Source organism: Methylothermaceae bacteria B42, assembly GCA_001566965.1.
Taxonomy (GTDB): Bacteria; Pseudomonadota; Gammaproteobacteria; order Methylococcales; family Methylothermaceae; genus Methylohalobius.
Map to the genome: position 1 here is coordinate 37,978 of LSNW01000039.1, position 20,194 is coordinate 58,171.

General features: G+C 49.5%; 19 protein-coding genes and 1 pseudogene. 3 read left to right on the forward strand and 17 right to left on the reverse strand.

The genetic code is table 11. The features are described from left to right. Positions 1–74 precede the first annotated feature (74 nt). From AXA67_02290 to AXA67_02370, 17 genes and pseudogenes are all read right to left on the reverse strand, one after another. Positions 75–548, reverse strand: a complete 474-nt coding sequence (locus tag AXA67_02290; GenBank protein KXJ39380.1) for a hypothetical protein — start codon at positions 546–548, stop codon at positions 75–77. A 25-nt stretch (positions 549–573) separates the two neighbouring features. Then, a complete protein-coding gene (locus tag AXA67_02295; protein ID KXJ39381.1) occupies positions 574–918 on the reverse strand; it encodes a hypothetical protein in 345 nt (114 codons plus the stop codon). Between the two features lie 414 nt (positions 919–1,332). Further along, positions 1,333–1,824: pseudogene (locus AXA67_02300) on the reverse strand (hypothetical protein). Between the two features lie 348 nt (positions 1,825–2,172). Next, complete coding sequence (locus AXA67_02305; protein ID KXJ39382.1) at positions 2,173–2,781, reverse strand: urease accessory protein UreG; 609 nt, start codon at positions 2,779–2,781, stop codon at positions 2,173–2,175. 9 nt (positions 2,782–2,790) lie between these two features. Further along, on the reverse strand, positions 2,791–3,465 hold the full coding sequence (locus AXA67_02310) for an urease accessory protein UreF (protein ID KXJ39383.1): 675 nt from the start codon (positions 3,463–3,465) through the stop codon (positions 2,791–2,793). Further along, the gene (locus tag AXA67_02315) at positions 3,455–3,880 is read right to left on the reverse strand and encodes an urease accessory protein UreE (protein KXJ39384.1); all 426 of its coding nucleotides are present in this window, start codon (positions 3,878–3,880) and stop codon (positions 3,455–3,457) included. The genes AXA67_02310 and AXA67_02315 overlap by 11 nt, the downstream gene beginning before the upstream one ends. A 14-nt stretch (positions 3,881–3,894) precedes the next feature. Next, a complete protein-coding gene (ureC, locus tag AXA67_02320; protein KXJ39385.1) occupies positions 3,895–5,598 on the reverse strand; it encodes an urease subunit alpha in 1,704 nt (567 codons plus the stop codon). Continuing rightward, entirely contained in the window at positions 5,595–5,900 is a 306-nt protein-coding gene (gene ureB, locus AXA67_02325) for an urease subunit beta (GenBank protein ID KXJ39386.1), read from the reverse strand. The genes ureC and ureB overlap by 4 nt, the downstream gene beginning before the upstream one ends. A gap of 9 nt (positions 5,901–5,909) precedes the next feature. Then, positions 5,910–6,212: an urease subunit gamma gene (gene ureA / locus AXA67_02330; GenBank protein KXJ39387.1), complete on the reverse strand. Its 303-nt coding sequence runs from the start codon at positions 6,210–6,212 to the stop codon at positions 5,910–5,912. 42 nt (positions 6,213–6,254) lie between these two features. Further along, the gene (locus AXA67_02335; protein KXJ39388.1) at positions 6,255–7,073 is read right to left on the reverse strand and encodes a hypothetical protein; all 819 of its coding nucleotides are present in this window, start codon (positions 7,071–7,073) and stop codon (positions 6,255–6,257) included. 1 nt (position 7,074) lies between these two features. After that, entirely contained in the window at positions 7,075–7,656 is a 582-nt protein-coding gene (locus tag AXA67_02340; protein ID KXJ39389.1) for a hypothetical protein, read from the reverse strand. An 80-nt stretch (positions 7,657–7,736) separates the two neighbouring features. After that, positions 7,737–8,441: an urea ABC transporter ATP-binding subunit UrtE gene (locus AXA67_02345; GenBank protein KXJ39390.1), complete on the reverse strand. Its 705-nt coding sequence runs from the start codon at positions 8,439–8,441 to the stop codon at positions 7,737–7,739. Next, the gene (locus tag AXA67_02350; GenBank protein ID KXJ39391.1) at positions 8,434–9,270 is read right to left on the reverse strand and encodes an urea ABC transporter ATP-binding protein UrtD; all 837 of its coding nucleotides are present in this window, start codon (positions 9,268–9,270) and stop codon (positions 8,434–8,436) included. Before AXA67_02350 ends, AXA67_02345 begins: the two co-directional genes overlap by 8 nt. Beyond that, positions 9,267–10,382, reverse strand: coding sequence for an urea ABC transporter permease subunit UrtC (locus AXA67_02355; GenBank protein ID KXJ39392.1), 1,116 nt, complete (start codon positions 10,380–10,382; stop codon positions 9,267–9,269). Before AXA67_02355 ends, AXA67_02350 begins: the two co-directional genes overlap by 4 nt. Before the next feature lie 4 nt (positions 10,383–10,386). Then, entirely contained in the window at positions 10,387–12,051 is a 1,665-nt protein-coding gene (locus AXA67_02360) for an urea ABC transporter permease (protein KXJ39393.1), read from the reverse strand. A gap of 32 nt (positions 12,052–12,083) precedes the next feature. After that, a complete protein-coding gene (locus AXA67_02365; protein ID KXJ39394.1) occupies positions 12,084–13,385 on the reverse strand; it encodes a branched-chain amino acid ABC transporter substrate-binding protein in 1,302 nt (433 codons plus the stop codon). A 30-nt stretch (positions 13,386–13,415) separates the two neighbouring features. Beyond that, a complete protein-coding gene (locus AXA67_02370) occupies positions 13,416–14,654 on the reverse strand; it encodes a hypothetical protein (GenBank protein KXJ39395.1) in 1,239 nt (412 codons plus the stop codon). Between the two features lie 189 nt (positions 14,655–14,843). Between AXA67_02370 and AXA67_02375 the strand changes: the two genes are divergently transcribed. The 3 genes from AXA67_02375 (at position 14,844) to AXA67_02385 (ending at position 20,184) form a co-directional block, all read left to right on the forward strand. Next, entirely contained in the window at positions 14,844–15,695 is an 852-nt protein-coding gene (locus AXA67_02375; GenBank protein KXJ39396.1) for a hypothetical protein, read from the forward strand. 127 nt (positions 15,696–15,822) lie between these two features. Further along, on the forward strand, positions 15,823–19,227 hold the full coding sequence (locus AXA67_02380) for a hybrid sensor histidine kinase/response regulator (protein KXJ39397.1): 3,405 nt from the start codon (positions 15,823–15,825) through the stop codon (positions 19,225–19,227). Beyond that, entirely contained in the window at positions 19,228–20,184 is a 957-nt protein-coding gene (locus tag AXA67_02385; GenBank protein KXJ39398.1) for a hypothetical protein, read from the forward strand. Positions 20,185–20,194 lie beyond the last annotated feature (10 nt).

Consider the following 20,194-nt stretch of genomic DNA (forward strand, 5'->3'; position numbering starts at 1 on the left):
GCATTATGGCGTTCGTTCTTAAATCCGTAAATGATTACCGGTCTGTCACTGTTCTTTACATAAGTTAAATTGCATTACGGACCAAACATAATCCGCCCTCGCAATCCTCCAAAATAAAAATCCGTTCCAGGAAGCTGGCGGTTCCAGCGGCCATTGTCATAGACCCTTGGCTGGGAATAATAGCCCTGCCACCGGTTGAACCGCGAGGGAACATAAGGGCGGGTGCGGTGCATTTTGGCAATAATCTTGTGATCCAGCCGATTAATCTTCCGTTCCAACACTTTTATTTCGTGAGGTGACAACCAGCCATCGCTGGCAAAATGGCTCTCCAAGCGGACAATCTTGACGTGTTTGCGGAAGAGTTTACGGGCTTGCCTGGGCGTCAACCGTCCGCAATCCAATCCTTCTTCTATTCGAAGATGTTGGCTTTCCAAGCGATGATGAATATACGCTTCCAAATCATAACCATCCCGGTGCCAGCCACGCGCGCCCGCAGTGGAAATCACGGACAACCCTGCTATCAATAACAAAATTGGTAAGTATTTCATTGCTTTCTCCTTACCGTTGTTCAACTTAGCCAAAAAACTTTTTCGGCTTTGATTGCATGTTAGCGGTAAGGGGATAAATCCGGGCTGAATGCTTGCAAACTACCAAGAAAATCTGGCACAGTGAAAACCCATGAAGATCCTTCCGGGCTACGGTATTTTGCGGGTGACAATCCTGGATTCCGGGTTCCGCTTCGCGGCCCCGGAATGACAGAAAGGAAGCATGAAAGCAACCACGGGGTAACAGGAACAAAGCGCAAAAGCCATCCCGAAATGATGGAAGGAAAACGGAAAAGCAGTCCCGGCGTAACGGACAGCCGGTAAAAGTAACCCTCTTTGTCTTGTCATTCCCGCGGAAGCGGGAATCCAGCATTACTACCCTGTCATGCTCGGCTGCTTTATGGTTTTTGGGATTGCCTAGGTTTGCATCTTGCTCTCATTGAGGTTTCGGGCTAATCGTGTCTAGGAAACACTCACACAATCAGAGCCTTCTCTACTTGGAATCTGTCACCGTCAGCAATTTCAACCGAAGATCCCCCAAATATTCAAACTCGGCATTATAAAACCGCTCACCAACCCTGGCACGCTTGACTGTAAGGCGCGCCATCGCAGGATCATATACTGCCCTTGAAACCCGAAATCTGGCCGACAGCGGCTCCAGTTTCGTCACCTTAAACAGCCCCTGTCCTTCATTCACCATCTCCGCCGAATAAAGCGCTTCCCCCACTTGTACTACTGGCAGATCCACCTGGCGGGAAACCGGATCATAACTTGGCTCGCTGTTTTCGGAAATCAGCCGCGCCTGATGAATGACAACCTGGTCCACCGGCACATTTTGGAACCCTTGGAACGTGGTAGTTTCCACTTTGGCTATCTGATCCACAACTTCCATGCCATCAATCACCTTGCCAAACACGGCATAACCCCACCCCTCGGGAGTTTCGCTGGTAAAATCCAGAAAAAGGTTATCCACTTGGTTGATGAAAAACTGGGAAGTGGACGAATGAGGATCGGAGGTACGGGCCATGGCAATGGTTCCCCTTTCGTTTTTCAAGCCGTTGCTGGCTTCATTTTGAATCGGGGGTTTGGTGGGCTTGGGGGTAAAATTCTCGTCGAAACCACCCCCTTGAATCATAAATCCGTCAATCACCCGGTGAAACAAAGTGCCGTCATAGAAACCATCGTTCACGTAGGCCAGAAAGTTCGCCACTGTTACCGGTGCCTGGTCGGAGTACAGTTCCAGGGTAATCGTACCTGCGCTAGTTTCCAATTGGACGATAGGGGTTTTGGCTGATACCACTATCCATGAGAAGGTAAGCAGCAAGGATACAAAGCATCTTCTAACAGTGCGTTTCATAAAAATTTCCTTTGAGTTCATAAGAGATTAAAGCCGTAAAGTCCTAGCCCCATCATCAGACAAAGATGAAATTACGTGGTCAACTCACTGTAAGCTAACCAAATAAGAATCTCCATCGGCGTTTTTTCTCCACCTCCTACGCAGCATTAATATTAATCTCCACGTATGTTTGATCTTGGAGAATAATTCAAATCAGGCAAGGCTCATTGGTTTGCTCCGAACATAAATTAGCAGAAACGCCATGTACCTTTCACTTTTAACTATACTTGTTTAGAAAAGCCCAAACCGTCGAATAAATTCCCCTACCTCGGCTACACCTTCACCTGATTTAATATTAGTAAATATAAAAGGCCTATCGCCTCGCATTTTTTTTGCGTCCCGCGCCATGACATCCAATGAAGCCCCCACATGAGGAGCAAGATCCGTTTTATTGATCACGAGCAAATCAGAGCGGGTAATCCCAGGCCCACCTTTGCGTGGAATCTTGTCTCCAGCTGCCACATCGAGAACGTAGATGGTCAAATCAGCCAACTCCGGGCTGAAGGTGGCGCTCAAATTGTCGCCCCCGCTTTCGATAAGGACAAAGTCCAGAGAAGGAAACCGCTGGCATAAATCTTCTACCGCCAAAAGATTCATCGAAGCATCTTCTCTGATAGCCGTATGCGGACAACCACCGGTTTCGACGCCTAGAATCCGTTCTTGAGGCAAGGCGCCGCTCTTGATAAGAAATTCCTGGTCCTCGCGAGTATAAATATCGTTGGTAACTACGCCTATTTGATACTTGTTCCGCATTGATTTGCACAAGGCTTCGACCAGCGCGGTCTTGCCAGAGCCGACCGGCCCTCCCACGCCAACGCGTAAAATCTGCTGATGATCCATGTTATTGCCTCAGGAACGATAAAGCCGTGAATATTGTTCTTCATGGCGGCTGCTTGCCAAAGCCAAGCCGAACAAACTTCCTCCAATTTCATCATCCCTGATTTTCATGGCATCGGCAATGATATCGGGAAGCCTTTCTTGCAATCGCCATAGCAGTTGCTGACCACTTACCTGCCCCAATGGCACCAGTTTGACGGCGCATAACACTTGGTTTTCGAGCCAGGCCCAAAGATATCCCAATGCCGTATCCAACTCAGGAATGTTCCACTTGACAGCCGCCAGGCTAAAACAAGTAGCCAAAGTCGCCTCGGGACGGTTGATCCATGCTTCGCCTTGGTCCATGTTGAGACCGACCAACAATCTGGCCAAGGCATGCCCCCCGTGGCGGTCTTCCTCCCGCAATTCAGAAGTTTCCCGGCAAGCGATCAAGGTCCTGCTCCATTGAACAATGGCGGGATGATCCTCATTTGTCCAAGCACGATATAAACGAAATAAAACTGGAATATCAGTCAGTTTCAGACTGTGCTCCAACAAGCCACTGATCCATGCTTCAACCTGCTGCTCATTGCCTATCCAGCCATCTTCGACCGCCCGCTCCATCCCCTGGGAATAGCAATATAGTCCAATGGGCAGGCTTGGGCTGGACAGTTGCAACAGTCTGGCCAATGGGTAATCAATGGGCATGATAAGCGCCGGGCTCGGGGTCAAAGGGAAGCATTTGATGCTCTACTGTCAAACCAAGATGTTCCACCAGTTGATCCAGTACGTGATCCAGTAAGTACATAAGCTCACCCGGCTGGATGGCAAGCGGAACATGGCGGTTACCCAAGTGATAACACGCTTTGGCAAAAAGACAAGGATCATTGGTTCTAGCCACCGAAACTGGCTCGGGGGCCGCTTTGATCAAAATCACTTGTCCGTCTTCGCTGGCAAGCAGATCGCCGTCGTGAAGCACCGTGCCTCTGGGGAGGGAAAGGCCGACTTCGATTCCGCCATCGGTTTTTGCCAGTAATCTGCTTTTGGTGCGTGTGTCGTAGGTGAGAGTGAGGTTGTCAAGCGGAATTGCTTCAGCGGCAATCTTTCTTATTAGTTTTAGCATTACTGGATACCGGATCAAAACAGGAAATAGCGTTGTGCCATGGGCAAATCCGTGGCCGGTTCACATGCCAGCAAGTCGCCATCCGCCCGCACCTCGTAAGTTTGGGGGTCTACTTCTATTTGGGGAAGATAATCGTTATGTATCATATCGGCTTTTCCCAGTTGGCGGGTACCGGACACAACGCTGATGGATTTCCGTAAACCATACATCTCCGACACGTTATATTCCATAGCGGCCTGGGAAAGGAAAGTAAGTGAAGTGGCCGCCACGGCGCTGCCATAAGCGGCGAACATCTCACGATAATGCACAGGCTGGGGCGTGGGAATGGAAGCATTCGGATCCCCCATGGGCGCCGCGACAATCATCCCGCCTTTGAGTATAAGGCTGGGTTTGACGCCGAAAAAGGCAGGCTGCCATAACACTAAATCGGCAATTTTGCCTTCTTCTATCGAACCCACATCGTGAGCGATACCATGGGCAATGGCGGGATTGATGGTGTATTTAGCCAGATAACGCTTGACCCTGAGGTTATCATGCCGGGCTGGATCTTCACTCAGGCTTCCCCTTTGCATTTTCATTTTGTGAGCGGTTTGCCAGGTTCTCAGAATGACTTCCCCTACCCGTCCCATGGCTTGGGAATCAGACGCGATCATGGAAAATGCTCCCATATCATGGAGAATATCCTCCGCCGCAATGGTTTCCCGGCGGATTCGCGACTCAGCAAAAGCAACATCTTCCGGGATATCGGGATCAAGATGATGGCATACCATAAGCATGTCCAGATGCTCGTCCACGGTATTGATGGTATAAGGCCGAGTGGGATTGGTGGAGGAAGGAAGCACATTGGATTTGCCGCAAGCGCGGATGATATCGGGCGCGTGTCCACCTCCCGCTCCTTCGGTATGGTAGGTATGGATGGTCCGGCCTTTGAAGGCCGCAAAGGTGTTTTCGACGAAACCCGATTCGTTCAGGGTGTCGGTGTGAATGGCTACCTGGATATCGAAACGGTCCGCCACGCCCAGACAGCAGTCAATGGCAGCGGGGGTGGTACCCCAATCTTCGTGCAGTTTTAGCCCCATGGCGCCAGCCCTGACCTGTTCTTCCAAGGCTTTCGGCAAGCTTGCATTGCCCTTGCCGAGCAAGCCGATATTCATCGGCAGACTGTCCATGGCCTGAAGCATATGTTGTAAATTCCAGGGGCCTGGGGTACAGGTAGTAGCATTGGTGCCGGTAGCAGGTCCTGTACCGCCGCCAATCATGGTGGTAATACCCGACATCAAGGCTTCTTCCACCAATTGTGGACAAATAAAATGGATATGCGCATCAATTCCGCCAGCGGTCAAAATTTGCCCTTCCCCGGCAATCACCTCCGTGCCAGGACCGATTTCCATTGTCACGCCCGCCTGGGTATCAGGATTGCCAGCTTTGCCAATAGCCGCGATACGCCCATTTTTGATTCCCACATCAGCCTTCACGATTCCCCAATAATCCACAATCAATGCATTGGTAATGACCACATCCATGGCAACGTCCGAGCTTGCTTGGCTTTGCCCCATGCCATCTCGGATTACCTTGCCGCCACCAAATTTCACTTCATCCCCATAGACGGTGAGATCTTCTTCGACTTCAATAAACAGTTCAGTATCGGCCAATCGCACCCGATCGCCTATCGTTGGGCCAAACATTTCCGCATAAGCGGAACGTGACATCTTGGTCATAAATCCCCCATGATCTGCTGCTGAAAACCGAATATTCGCCGACGCCCGGCAAAAGCCACCAGCACGACTTCGCGACTTTGACCTGGTTCGAAACGTACCGCTGTTCCTGCGGGAATAGCCAACCTGTAACCCCGGGTCACTGCCCGATCGAAACGAAGGGCAGCATTGGTTTCGAAGAAATGATAGTGGGAACCCACCTGAATAGGCCGATCACCGGTGTTTTCAACCGCTAGGGAAATGGTTTTACGGCCTTCGTTGAGAATAATTTCACCCTCACCAACCATGATTTTACCTGGAATCATCCTAGCCTCCTACAGAATGGGATTATGTACTGTTACCAGCTTAGTACCATCGGGGAAAGTGGCTTCTACCTGTACTTCAGGGATCATCTCCGCCACGCCGGCCATGACATCGTCCCGGGTAAGCAAAGTGCGCCCAAAATCCATCAATTCCGCCACGGTTTTCCCCTCCCGCGCGCCTTCCAATATCGCCGCGCTCAAATAGGCTACAGCTTCTGGATGGTTGAGTTTCAGCCCCCTAGCCTTACGCCGCTCAGCCAACAAAGCTGCGGTAAAAAGGAGTAATTTGTCTTTTTCTCTAGGCGTCAATTTCATATCAAATTCCTGGTTGCTAATTGTCACTATGCCGTATTGCTCTCAGGTAGCCCAAATACGTGGTTCACATATATTGCGCCCGATCACAATTGGACGCACAACCTGCCAAAGATCGAGAAAAGCTTGCTTTAAACGCTCCATTTGGTGAGTGATTCCCCGGCACACCAACATACCGTCAATCACGGTTGTGCCTAAAACAATCTGATCATTGCAAATCATGCGGACCCTGTCGATGGTGTCAGAAGGAAAGGGATAGGCATAAAACGTTGCATAAAAAGGGTTGCCCCGCAGTCCCCAAACAGCTTTTGCCACTTCATTATCCAAATGAATATGTTCTATCAACAACGGTGCATTCTCTACCCATATATGCCAACCTTGACTCAATCGTCCCTGAGTAAAGGTTTCTTGAGCAGCCGGGCGGCCCAGGCAACTGCTTTCCCAACCAATGAAACGCGCGTCTTTGGACAAAGTGACGGTTGTGGCCATCTTCACTCGAGCGCCATCGAAGAAAATGTTTTCCTGAGGCAGCCACTCCAAGCTGGCGCCTTGACCTACCGACAAGTGGATATTCTGCTGAGCGATAGTTCCACCACTGCGGTAAAACTTTCCCGCTGCGGGCGTTGTGATGAGCGCACGTGATTCTTTGGCGGTTTCCACTAGAATTTTTAATCGATCCCCACCCACCACGCCTCCCGGTGGATGCAGCACATATACATGACAAATGCTCCTTTCGGGATAAAACGGGCGCTGAACCACCAATGGCCCATGGCTTTTCCGGAAAGCAAGCACTGTTTTATCTCCCTGCACTTCAAAACCTAATTTAAGCTCGGCGCGCCAACCTTTTTCCAGGCCCAACCCCATATCAAATGCCAGCAAGGAATAAAACTCCCATCCCAGAGCATCCCAAACCGAACAGCAAACGCAAAAATCGATGTCTGCGGGAGAAGCTTCCCAAGTGAATGCCAATCAATTGAACCATGCCGCTGGAAATGATCAACCCTAATCCATACAACAGATAGTCATTGGCCCAGCCTGCATTTGCAACCTTGTGGGAATAGCCATGAACAAAGGCGAATATCACCATCAACCCCAGCGCCGGTAATGGCACCGTTTGTTGATTACTTGCTACTTGGTAACCAAGCCAAAGCACAGATAAGGCCAATAAGAACTCCATGGCCATCAAGGCCCCATCACCCATGAATATCGGTAAACCAAGGCCAAAAACCATTGCCAATAGGAACAATACCGGTAGTCGCCATAGGGCTTGCCCCCCAACTAACGCGGCCCACCAACCGACTGCCAACAGAGACAATAGATGATCAACACCCAGCAGGGGGTGCAGGAAACCATTGGCCAAACCTTCCGTAGGATGTCCTCCCGTGTGTCCATAAGCAATCATGGGTAATCCCGCCATTATCAATAAACCATTCCAACATTTCCGCATGATTTTCTCCACAAGTTACTCGCCTAAAGATTGGGTAATTGAATTTCCAATAGAACCACCGGTTTTAAAACGTTCCCACATTACACTGTAAGATGTTGCTTCACCAGATCTTCCGTCAACCTTTCCATGTCTCCTGATGCGGTAATCCGGCCCTTGCTTATCAAGTAAAATTGGTCCGCCACCTTTTTCACAAAGGGAAGTTTTTGTTCCACCAACAGTACAGTCAATCCTTCCTGCTGGTTGAGGCGTAAAATGATGTCACTAATTTCCCGAACGATATTCGGTTGAATTCCTTCTGTTGGCTCATCTAGGATCAGTAATTTCGGGTTGCTTGCCAGGGCTCGGCCAATGGCTAATTGTTGTTGCTGCCCTCCGGAAAGATCGCCGCCACGGCGTTGGCTCATTTCCTCGAGGACCGGAAAAAGATCGAAAATGCGCTCAGGGATCTTTCTCATCCGGCCAGCACTGGCAAACAAACCAAGTCGAAGGTTTTCTTCCACTGTCAGCTGAGGAAAGATTTCTCGCCCTTGAGGCACGTAACCGATTCCCAATACCGCCCGTTGCTCAGTGGATAGAGGAATCAAATCTTTTCCTTCGAACCAAATCTCCCCCGACGCAGTCGGCAACAGTCCCATTATGCATTTGAGCAATGTGGTTTTCCCCACACCGTTACGGCCAATCAGGCAAACACATTTGCCAGCGACCACATGCAAATCGATATCCCAGAGCGTATGGCTGCCGCCGTAGAATTGATTGAGCGCTTTGATTTGCAATAGCTCATTCACCGAGATACACCTCAATCACTCTCGAGTCGGACTGTACTTTTTCCATCATTCCCTCGGCCAGTACCCGGCCTTCATGGAGCACCGTCACCCGGCGGGCAATGGAACGCACAAATTCCATATCGTGCTCGACGACAATCACCGAATGATCACCCGCCAAGGTATTTAACAGCTCGGTGGTCTGCTCGATTTCATGCTGGGTCATCCCCGCAACCGGCTCATCCAGTAATAGAAGCCTGGGATCCTGAGCCAACAACATGGCGATTTCCAACCATTGCTTTTGGCCGTGGGAGAGCGTGCCGGCATCACGGTTCCGCAGATTCTGCAAGCGTACCGTTTCCAAAATCTTATCGATACTTTCCCGTTCATCGATAGTCAAGCGGGCAAATAAGGTGGGCCAAACATTCTTATCCGCTTTCAACGCCAGATAGAGGTTTTCCCATACGGTTTGCGCTTCGAACACGGAAGGTTTTTGGAATTTTCTGCCGATACCCAAGGTGGCAATTTCCGGCTCATCCAACCGGTTAAGATTGATGGTTTGACCGAAATATACCTTACCGGCATCGGGACGCGTCTTACCGGTAATCACATCCATCATTGTGGTTTTACCTGCCCCATTGGGGCCAATGATACAGCGAAGCTCTCCATTATCCACCGCCAAGCTCAGGTCATTAAGGGCTTTAAATCCATCAAAACTGACTGTCACTGAATCGAGATATAAGATCGGGCCATGACTGGTATCAATTTCACCGGGAACAACTGGGTGTCTACCTTGCACCATGAAGTCAAACACCCGGTCCCGCCGGAATATTTCGCGAAAACCTTGACTCATCGCGCCATCTCCGGCTTTTTGGGAAACATCTTTTTCAGCATACCAATCAAACCATCCGGTAAATATAAGGTAACCAGGACAAATAATGCCCCCAACGCAAACAACCAGGCATCCGGAAAGACCGCGGTAAAATAGGTTTTCGCGTAATTGACCAACAGCGCACCAACCGCCGCACCATGTAATGTCCCCCGCCCTCCGACAGCGACCCAGATGACCAGCTCAATCGAGTTGAGCGGCGAGAATTCAGTGGGATTGATGATACCGACCTGGGGCACATATAATGCGCCGGCAACACCCGCCATCATGGCTGAAACCACAAAAACCCATAATTTATAGTTTTCCACCCGATACCCCAGAAACCGGGTTCTGTCTTCCGCGTCCCGGATAGCGGCAATCACCTGTCCCAGTTTAGAGCGGGTGATCCAGCGCGTCAGACAATAGCCTAGTCCCAGGGCTATTGCGCTGACAACGAACAAACCAACTCGGGTTGAATCCGCTTGTAGGCTGAAACCCAAAATGTCCTTGAAGTCGGTCAGGCCATTGTTGCCTCCAAAGCCCATTTCGTTGCGGAAGAATGCCAACATCAATGCATAGGTCAAAGCCTGGGTAATGATGGAAAGGTAAACCCCTGTCACCCGGGAACGGAAAGCAAACCAACCGAATAAAAAAGCGAGTAATCCAGGTACTACCAAAACCATCAAGCCTGCGAACCAGAGTTGATCAAAACCCTGCCAATACCAAGGCAGCTCTTTCCAATTCAAAAAGACCATGAAATCCGGCAGGATAGGATGCCCATAAACGCCTCGGGGACCAATTTGACGCATCAGATACATACCCATGGCATAGCCACCCAAGGCAAAAAAAGCGCCGTGGCCGAGACTGAGAATGCCGGCATAACCCCATACCAAATCGAGGGCCAGCGCCAGCAGCGCATAAGATAGATACTTTCCCAGCAAGGTTACGGTGTAAGTGGGAAAGTGAAAAAAAGAACTTTCCGGCACCACGAGATTGAGCAACGGTATGAGCACACAGGCGGCCAAAAGAACCGACAACAACGCTAATCCGCCGCGATCATTGCTCAACCATTGGGGCAATACCTTCTGTATCAGCATTTGTTCAATTCTCTGCTGCCCGGCCCCGTTGCGGAAATAAGCCGCGGGGAAATTTCTGGATGAACAGGATAATGAATACCAATACCATAATCTTTGCCATCACGGCGCCCACCCAGGGTTCGAGCAGTTTATTAATAATCCCCAAGCTAAAGGCGCCCACCAACGTTCCCCATAAATTACCAACGCCCCCAAAGACCACCACCATGAATGAGTCAATGATATAACCTTGACCTAAATTTGGACCGACATTGGTAATTTGACTCAATGCCACCCCGGCAACGCCAGCAATCCCGGAGCCTAGCCCAAAGGTAGCCGCATCCACGAAATGGCTGCGAATCCCCAAGGCCCGGGCCATTGCCCTATTTTGCGCGACTGCCCTGATTTGCAGTCCAAAGGATGTGAAACGCAGTAGCAAAGACAAGCCCAAAAAAACGATCAAGGCGAAAAAAAAGATGGCAATCCGGTTATAGGTAAAGGATAAAACCTCATTGATTTCCAGAGCCCCGCTCATCCAACTTGGATTGGTTACCATGACGTTTTGAGCGGAGATCGTGGTACGGACCAGCTGTTGAAGTAACAGGCTGATGCCAAAGGTGGCCAGCAACGTTTCCAATGGCCGGCCATAGAGATGGCGAATCACTCCACGTTCAATGGCGATGCCCACCAGACCACTGACAAGAAAAGCCGCAGGGATGGCAATCAGCACGGAGAGGTCGATATTGTTTGGGATGAGACGCTGGATCAAATAGGTGGTATAGGCGCCCAGCATCATCATTTCCCCATGGGCCATATTGATGACGCCCATGACGCCAAAAGTAATTGCCAAACCGATGGCGGAAAGCAGCAGTACCGATCCCAGGCTCAAACCGAAAAAAAAGGTTTGCAGCATGGCATTTGATTTCATGCGCTGGTCGATTGCCGCCAATGCCTTGCGGGCGGCAACCCGAACCTCGTAACTGGTTTCTATGACATAACTGCCATCGGGGGATTTTTCCAATAATTTCGCAATCCGGTTGCGGGCCTTTCGGCTTGTGGTTTTGGAAAGAATTTTGAGGGCTTCCAGGCGCTGCCTGTCTTCGCCCTCTACCACCCACGCTAAGGCCAATCCAACCCTGATTGCCTCTCTGACTTTGGAATCGGTTTCTTGAGCCAACAAGGATTGTAATAGCTCGATGTCATTAGGCGTCAGGCGGTCGTACATTTTTTTGACCGCGGCCAAACGTACCGCGGGATCATCACTGGTCAGACTGAGGCGCGCGAGCGCATTGCGGAGAAAACTACGGATCCGGTTATTGATAGTCACTCTTGCCAGGCCGCTTTTATCCGTCATGCCAAGATCCCCGCCGGTGACTGCGTCTATCATCCGGTAGCGGCCACCTTGTGGCTGCAGGATGACGACTTTTTTATCGCTTCTGCGATAATACAACCGCCCTTCCAGTAAAGCCTGCATGACCTCCAACGACCGGCTGTTCTTTAGTTTCGCCAAATTTTCAACCGCCAGCCTTTTCTTGTTGAAATTTGGCTGCTTAAGCATTTCTAAAACTTGGGGCAATGCAGGCTGATTCAATGCCTCCGCTGCCCAAGTGCCGCAACAAAGCACGGGCAAAAGAACAAGCAGTATTAACCGCAGGATCCTCTGGGGTGATTTGTTGCGGACTTGATAACGCATCACACAGGCCTATTGAAAGCTCATCCTGGGAATTAATAATTTTGCCCGGAGCACTTACCGGTTTTCACGTTGTAGTTACCACAAGAGAGCGGTGGACGCCAATCGGAAATCAGATCCTTACTGCCAGGAAGATAATCAGACCAAGCATCGCCCACGACTTCCGCCGGTGTCTGCCAAACAACCGCGAATTGGCCGTCATCTTGAATCTCCCCAATCAGCACAGGTTTAGTGATGTGATGGTTAGGCATCATTGCCGCGTATCCGCCAGTCAAATTGGGCACGACGACGCCAATCATGGCATCGACCACGGCGTCAGGATCCGCTTTGCCTGCTTTTTCGACCGCTTTCACCCACATATTGAAACCAATGTAGTGGGCTTCCATGGGGTCGTTGGTTACCCGTTTGTTGTTTTTGATAAAGGTCCGCCATTTTTTGATAAATTCGGCATTGGGCGGGGTATCAACGCTCATAAAATAATTCCACGCGGCAAGGTGACCCACCAAGGGCTTGGTATCAATCCCGGATAGTTCTTCTTCACCCACGGAAAACGCCACCACGGGAATCTGTTCTGCGGAAATTCCCTGGTTGGCCAATTCCTTATAGAAAGGGACGTTGGCATCGCCGTTGATGGTTGAAACCACTGCCGTTTTCTTGCCGGCGGAGCCGAACTTTTTGATCCGCGCCACTTCCGACTGCCAATCGGAAAATCCAAAAGGCGTGTAATTGATAAGAATATCTTCCGCTTTGACGCCCTTCGATTTCAGATAAGCTTCCAGGATTTTATTGGTGGTGCGAGGATAGACGTAGTCGGTCCCTTCCAACACCCAGCGTTTAACCCCGATTTCATTCATAAGATAGTCCACTGCCGGAATCGCCTGTTGATTCGGCGCCGCGCCGGTATAAAACACATAGCGCGAGGACTCTTCCCCTTCGTACTGAACTGGATAGTAAAGTGGCACTTTATATTCTTCCACCACTGGCAATACCGATTTGCGCGAAACAGAAGTCCAGCAGCCAAAAATGGCCGATACTTTTTCTTTCTGAATGAGTTCTCGTGCCTTTTCGGCGAACAGTGGCCAATTCGAGGCAGGATCCACGACCACTGGGACGATTTTACGCCCCAAAATACCACCTTTTTTATTTTGCTCTTCAATCAGCATCAACATCACGTCCTTGAGCGTGGTTTCTGAAATTGCCATGGTGCCGGAAAGAGAATGAAGAATCCCGACTTTTATCACCTCTTGAGCAGAAACGATGCTCGTGGCTACCACCATTCCCAAAGAAATTAAGAGCGCCAGCCCATTTTTCAGTAGCTTTTTAAATTCGATTAACATGAAATCTCTCCCTCTAAATTTATCGATTGATCAGATCTGCAACTGCAGGCCTAATTTGATTGAATGAATGGCTTTTCCCCGGGCGGTAGATGAATAATCCAGCCCTTTGGATAAAAGGTCTCCGTATTCCCACAACAAAGTAATCCGGGCATTGTGGCCGTCAATCACATAGTTGAGCCCGGCTTCCCACATATCCCGGTTGGGACTGTTATCCGGCGCTACCAGCACGTGCCTGGCGTAGGGCTGGAACTGGCCGATCCAAACCTTGTTGGGGAGTAAATACATCAAGCTGACATCGTAGGCGTTACCTTCGAACATGGCGAATGTTTTCGCGCCAGTGATTTTGTCCGACAAGCGTGCGCTTTCTCCGTAGCCATTAATGTTGTAATTTTTGTATTCACCGTTAAAAGTAATCACCCCCACATTGCCCAATACTTTTTCAAACAACAGATCCACTGCCGTGCCCCTAAAATCACCGGGCTCGGATTTACTCCCTGCGCCGTCTTCCTGATATTGGTTGGAAAAAGCCAAGGTCAAAATATCGCCAGCATTCCCATAATAAGTACCCGAGGTGTAATATCCTGGGTTTTTTTCTACTTCCAGAAAGTTGAAAGCAATTCGTTGGGCGAACAAGACATTATCATCCCCATTCGCGCCTCCGCGCAGTCCGCGGAAGAAGCCTGCCGCGTATTGCAGCCGGCCCTCGAAAAAACTTCCCCAAACGGTGGCACCATCATCACGGCCAAAGGAACCGGCTGAGGTACCGTCGGATTTGATGGTAAGATTAAAATCGGCTGGATCAAAAGGCGTCCCCGCGCCAAAGATGTTATAAACAGCGCTGAAAAAAGGGCCATTCATTTCCCGCCGCTCCGCCGGCACCAGCATGCGGCCTACCCAAATATTGAACATGGGATGAAATTCAAATTTGCCAATGACATCGAGTACCCGCATTTCGCCACCGTTATTACAGGTCTGACAGTCAGTATTGAATTCAAACTTGAAATACTTATGAATCTGGCCATTGACGTACAAACGGATATTATCGATGTTGAAATCGTTGGACCATTCCCGCCTGTTGGGAGAAGCATCTTCCGTCGCCGTAAAACTGGTGCGCAATCCGGCTCCGATGCTTATCCATTTGGTTTCATCAATTTTGAAAGTAGCGCCTGCTAGGGATGTTGGTGTATATCCCAGCGTCGCTACTAACAAAGCAGATGCCCCCAACAATTTACTGGTCTGCCTTGCTTTCGTTCGTAATTCTTTCCCCATAACTCATTTCTCCGCGAGGTTGTTTTCATTGTCTTTAAGGAAGACATTCTCTGCCTTCAGCAGGATTCAAAAACAAGAATCCATCACCTTCTACCGAGGCTCATTGAACAACCATTGCGAAGCTGGGCACAATACGTCAAATAACGTATTCAGACCGTCAAGACATTTCCTATATAGTTAACCTGAATAATGCGCCAGGTCGGATTTCAGCAAAAAGGCATGGGTATGATTAATTTAAGAATGATGTTTTGTTTTCTGTTTATTGCCACAGGTGGATGCACGCCTTCCTATCACTCACAAGGTACTCCGCCTCAACCTGAATCAGTTACCTATATCAGATTCAAAATCGCTGATGACGGTACAGCTGGCTTGAATGAGAATATAATCGTTCATATCGAGAAAAATGTTGCCCATTACCTTTCTCAGGCGGGATACCCATTGGCGCTTGATTACCCTCATGGAAATGAGCAAATCAGCCATGTACTGGAAGCCCGGATAGGCAAGATAAAAAAACAGGAAACCCCCACCGGCTTTTCCCTAAGCATCGGCAATTCAAACCCGAGGGCGATGGATTTTCAAAAAGCCAGGGTGTTACCTATACGATGTACCCTCCGTTCACGGCGCAATCCTGAGGAAAAAATCTCTTTGTTCATGGATTTTCTCACTAAAGGCACCATCACCACCCGGGAGGGAAGTGATGAACGAAAAATCGATCAATACAGCAATCACATTGCCACGGTTTGCTTCAATCTGCTTGAGCATTTACGGGTAAGCAAACGTTCCACTGACTCTGTTGTCGAACACGATCCCTGGCTCCCGGAAATCCGTATCGAAGAAACTCCATCGTCAAATTATGACAAGAAGCCAAAAACGCGACCCTCGGCTTCTGAAAATTCAAATGCCGCAGATTCCGCATCTACCAAAAGCAAAACAACTAAAAAAACCAACCCTTCCCTACCTAAAACAAACACTCAAAAGCGGATGATTATTGAAAATCAAGGGCAACCTATTATTCTCGACTTTGGCTATGAGCGAAAATAATTTTCCACACCCTCATAAAGGTTTCTGGGAAACCCCCTTACATTTGCCAACTCTGTTATAACTAGCATTATTCACAACATTTCAAGTTAGCGGGTGGTTTTCCCAAAGGAAGAGAGTAGGCCTTGAGATGGCAAAAACGCGGAAGAAACAAAGCCAAACCATCTTTCAGGAAAGACGGGACTATAACGCCTGGGTGGCCAATGAAACCTTGGAGGATTATGCGCTTCGTTTTGCTCCCCGGTCGTTTCGCAAATGGTCAGCGTTTAGCGTCGCCAATACCGCATTTGGTTCTATTGCATTTTTGATGTTAGAAGCCATTGGCGGCTTCCTGACTGTAAAATACGGATTCACCAATGCCTCGTTGGCGATTCTGGCCGCCGGCGTTGTCATCTTTTTCACCAGTTTCCCCATCAGCTACTATGCTGCCCGCTACAATGTGGACATGGATCTGCTGACCCGCGGCGCAGGCTTTGGCTATCTCGGTTCCACTTTAACCTCCCTTATCTACGCGGCATTTGCTTTCACTTTGTTCGCTCTGGAAGCCTCCATCATGTCTCTGGCATTGCGGCTATATTGCAATATCCCCCTGGCCTGGGCTCATGTCATCAGCGCGGTGGTAATTATCCCATTAGTCACTTACGGCATTACTAATATCAACCGCCTCCAGGCCTGGACCCAACCGGTTTGGCTGCTCCTCCTTTTTACGCCTTACGTCGCCATCTTGGCGAGCGAACCAAAACTTTTGACGGATTTAATCCAATTTCCCGGTGCCAATAAAATCCGCAATGAATTCAACTGGATATATTTTGGCACTGCCATGACCGTCGCCTTGGCCATGGTGGTACAGATTGGTGAGCAGGTGGACTTTCTCCGTTTTTTGCCGGCGAAAACAAAAGATAATCAGTGGCGCTGGTGGACATCCATTATCATTGCCGGTCCCGGGTGGATCGTGTTCGGAGTATTAAGGCAACTGTGCGGCGCATTGCTTTGTTACCTGGTCATCAGCCATGGCGTCCCCCCCGCCAAGGCTTACGAACCTACTCAAATGTATCTAACGGCATACCAATATGTCTTTTCCGATAGAGAATGGGCAATTACCGCCACTGTGCTGCTGGTGGTGATCTCCCAGATTAAGATTAATGTGACCAACGCCTACGCGGGCTCGCTGGCCTGGTCCAACTTCTTTTCCCGCTTGACTCATTGTCATCCCGGACGGGTGGTGTGGTTGGTATTGACGGTTTTGATCGCCCTTTTGCTGATGGAACTGGGCGTGTTTAGCGCCCTAGAGCAGGTGCTGGCGCTGTTTTCCAATGTTGCCATCGCCTGGATCGGCGCCTTGGTCGCCAATCTTGTCTTGATAAAACCGTTTGGGCTTGGCCCGCACCATATTGAATTTAAACGCGCTAATCTGGCGGATCTCGATCCGGTTGGTCTCGGGGCAACCCTGATCGCAGCCATGCTTTCGGTGATGTCTTATTTGGGCTTTTTTGGTGAATTGGCTCAGGCATTCTCTGCACTGATCGCCTTGACGGTCGCTTTCACCCTGGCGCCTTTAATCGCGCTGATTGTTGAAAAAAAACAATTAAAATTCCATCGGCAAGAAAAATACCCCCCCACCCATTTAGATGAGCATTGTTCGATTTGCCGCAATCCCTTTGAACCCGAAGACAAGACCTATTGTCCCGCCTATCAATGCACCATATGTTCGCTGTGCTGTACATTAGAAACACGCTGTCTGGATGTTTGCCGTCCGAACTTGAGTCTTTCCGACCAACTCGGTCAGATTGCCAATCTGGTTTTGCCCGCGTTCATGTCTCCGCCCTTCCGGTTGCGCCTGCTTAAGTTCCTTTTTCTGTATCTCATTCTTTCCGCGGTCTGCGGTGTGATTTTCGGAGCAATTTATTATCAAGACTTCCAAACCCTAAAATCCCTGCCCATTGAAGCCACGCAGGCCCTCCAACTCAACTTCTTCAAGGTGGCCTCTGCTTTTCTTGTTCTGTTGGGCTTGGCCGCCTGGTGGATGGTATTGAATACCGAAAGCCGCCATGCCGCGCAGAAGGAATCCCTTCATCAAACACAATTGTTATTAAAAGAAATCGACCAGCACAAACTCACCGACCGCAAACTACAACGGGCAATGAAAGCCGCCGACCAAGCAAACCTGGCCAAGAGCCGCTTTCTCAGTGATTTAAGCCATGAAATCCGCACCCCGCTCAACAGCATCCTTGGCTATGCCCAAATTCTCAGCAAAGATCCCAAGGTTCTGGCCCATCGAAGCGATGCCGTGATTACCATCCTACGGAGCGGCGAACATCTCTCCAGCTTGATTGAAGACATCTTAGACATCGCCAGGATTGAAGCGCGGAAATTTAATCTCAAGCCCGGGCCTTTTAACTTTCCAGCATTAATTGAACAACTGGTCAGCATGTTCAAACCCCAGGCAGAAACCAAAGGATTGTCTTTCCATTGCCTAATCCCAGGAAAACTGCCTCAACAAGTCCGGGGTGACGAGCAGCGGATAAGGCAAATTCTTATCAATTTACTCGGCAATGCAGTGAAATTCACCTCTCAAGGCAAAGTACTGTTTAGAATCGATTACAGCGGAGAAGTAGCGCGATTTGAGGTTATAGATACGGGTTCTGGAATTCCATACGAATCCTTGGACGCCATCTTTATTCCCTTTAAACGCTTGGATAACAATCAAGGGAATGCTATCCAAGGCAGTGGCATTGGTCTGACCATCAGCAAGATTTTAGTTCAAATCATGGGTGGAGATCTCAACGTTGAGAGTCAACCTGGCAGAGGTTCGAAATTTTCGGTCCAGCTTTTCTTACCCGAACTGCAAGCCGTCAATGAAGCCAGCAGTCAAGATGAAACCACCGCTTTAGAGAAGATCATAGGCTATCGAGGGCCGAAAAAGAAAATATTAGTGGTAGATGACCAACCGGCCCATAGGGATATTCTCGTCTCGATGCTGACACCCTATGGATTTCTCCTCACCCAAGCCAATAGCGGCGAACGCTGCCTGGAGCAAGTGCTGGAAGACGATCTTGACGCGATATTTCTGGATATGTTGATGCCGGGGATTGGCGGGTTGGAAACGGTAAAGCGCTTGAGGCAAAGGGGATATAAAAAAACCGTGATCATGGTGAGCGCTAACGCCTACCCAGAAGAAATCAACAAGACCATGGCGGAAGGCGCTGATGATTTTCTTACCAAACCTATTGACTTGGGCCAGGTCTTGAGCAAAATCAAGCGCCACCTAGAATTGGACTGGACGGCTATGACAGATGACACTCTATCTGCCATGCCTTCAGGTGAATCCAATGCAGCTTATGAACATCCTCCGCTGGAAATATTAAATGAAATGTCTGCGTGCGCCCAAATAGGTGATTTGCGGGGGCTGTCTAATCATCTTGAAAATCTAATGGCTCGCAACAGCCGTTACCGCCCATTTGCCAACCGCCTGAGCCTTATGATCCGGGAATTCCGGCTCAACGACATCAAACAGTTGCTTCGCCAGGAACTTTAAATGAATACCCACACTTGTAATTCCGAAGGTACGGTCATGATTGTGGATGATGTCCCCGCAAATCTTGCCCTGTTATTCGATACTCTGGAGGAAGCAGGCTACCGGGTACTGGTTGCAACCGATGGCTCACAGGCCTTGGAGCAACTTCAGCGGGTCACGCCAGACCTTCTGCTGCTTGATATTTTGATGCCAGGGATGGATGGTCTTGAGACCTGCCGGCAATTGAAGGCCGATCCAGCCTTGAAATCCATTCCAGTGATTTTCATGACCGCCTTGAGCGAACTAAACTACTTGCTGTCTGGGTTCCGCGAAGGCGCGCTGGATTATATCGTCAAACCGATTCGCAACCAGGAAGTATTGGCGCGAGTTGCGGCTCACATATCACAAGCGCGCAAGATTAAACGCTCGGAACAAGTCCTGGTTCAAAGCGGTCTCACCGCAGTTGCCATCAATGCCAACGGTGAGATCACCTGGTTTTCGCCTTCGGCGGAGATTTTGCTGAAAGCGCTAGAAAAGAAAGACTTTGAAGCAAACTCTCCGCCGTTCTTACCCGCCCCATTAGGACAATGGGCAAAAACCCAAATCGATTCTGACTGCAGTGCCCAGCCCCGCAAACTCGTTTACAAATTCCGCAATATACAGGTAATGGCCCAAATCGCGCCTTACCAATCCGAAGGTGAATATTTTATTTTACTCTCGACTAAATCGTCCGAGTGGAACCTTAATTTCATTCATGACAATTTTGGTTTATCTTTGCGGGAAGCCGAAGTATTAATGTGGGTCGCCCGCAGCAAAACCAACCGCGAGATTGGACAAATTCTCGGTATCAGCCATCGCACGGTAAACAAGCATCTTGAGCATATTTTCGAGAAATTGGGCGTTGCGACACGAGCCTCAGCCGTAGCCGTGATTATGGACCAAATTCAACACAACCATTGTTACCTTGATCAGAACTAGCCCACCTCAA

Coding starts and splice junctions, on each gene's coding strand:
- AXA67_02310 (KXJ39383.1), bottom strand. CDS start 3,465: ATGCCCATTGATTACCCATTGGCCAGACTGTTGCAACTGTCCAGCCCA.
- AXA67_02355 (KXJ39392.1), bottom strand. CDS start 10,382: ATGCTGATACAGAAGGTATTGCCCCAATGGTTGAGCAATGATCGCGGC.
- AXA67_02350 (KXJ39391.1), bottom strand. CDS start 9,270: ATGAGTCAAGGTTTTCGCGAAATATTCCGGCGGGACCGGGTGTTTGAC.
- AXA67_02305 (KXJ39382.1), bottom strand. CDS start 2,781: ATGGATCATCAGCAGATTTTACGCGTTGGCGTGGGAGGGCCGGTCGGC.
- AXA67_02375 (KXJ39396.1), top strand. CDS start 14,844: ATGCGCCAGGTCGGATTTCAGCAAAAAGGCATGGGTATGATTAATTTA.
- AXA67_02365 (KXJ39394.1), bottom strand. CDS start 13,385: ATGTTAATCGAATTTAAAAAGCTACTGAAAAATGGGCTGGCGCTCTTA.
- ureC (KXJ39385.1), bottom strand. CDS start 5,598: ATGACCAAGATGTCACGTTCCGCTTATGCGGAAATGTTTGGCCCAACG.
- AXA67_02380 (KXJ39397.1), top strand. CDS start 15,823: ATGGCAAAAACGCGGAAGAAACAAAGCCAAACCATCTTTCAGGAAAGA.
- AXA67_02340 (KXJ39389.1), bottom strand. CDS start 7,656: ATGCGGAAATGTTGGAATGGTTTATTGATAATGGCGGGATTACCCATG.
- AXA67_02385 (KXJ39398.1), top strand. CDS start 19,228: ATGAATACCCACACTTGTAATTCCGAAGGTACGGTCATGATTGTGGAT.
- AXA67_02370 (KXJ39395.1), bottom strand. CDS start 14,654: ATGGGGAAAGAATTACGAACGAAAGCAAGGCAGACCAGTAAATTGTTG.
- AXA67_02360 (KXJ39393.1), bottom strand. CDS start 12,051: ATGCGTTATCAAGTCCGCAACAAATCACCCCAGAGGATCCTGCGGTTA.
- AXA67_02335 (KXJ39388.1), bottom strand. CDS start 7,073: ATGGGGTTGGGCCTGGAAAAAGGTTGGCGCGCCGAGCTTAAATTAGGT.
- ureA (KXJ39387.1), bottom strand. CDS start 6,212: ATGAAATTGACGCCTAGAGAAAAAGACAAATTACTCCTTTTTACCGCA.
- ureB (KXJ39386.1), bottom strand. CDS start 5,900: ATGATTCCAGGTAAAATCATGGTTGGTGAGGGTGAAATTATTCTCAAC.
- AXA67_02290 (KXJ39380.1), bottom strand. CDS start 548: ATGAAATACTTACCAATTTTGTTATTGATAGCAGGGTTGTCCGTGATT.
- AXA67_02295 (KXJ39381.1), bottom strand. CDS start 918: ATGCTGGATTCCCGCTTCCGCGGGAATGACAAGACAAAGAGGGTTACT.
- AXA67_02315 (KXJ39384.1), bottom strand. CDS start 3,880: ATGCTAAAACTAATAAGAAAGATTGCCGCTGAAGCAATTCCGCTTGAC.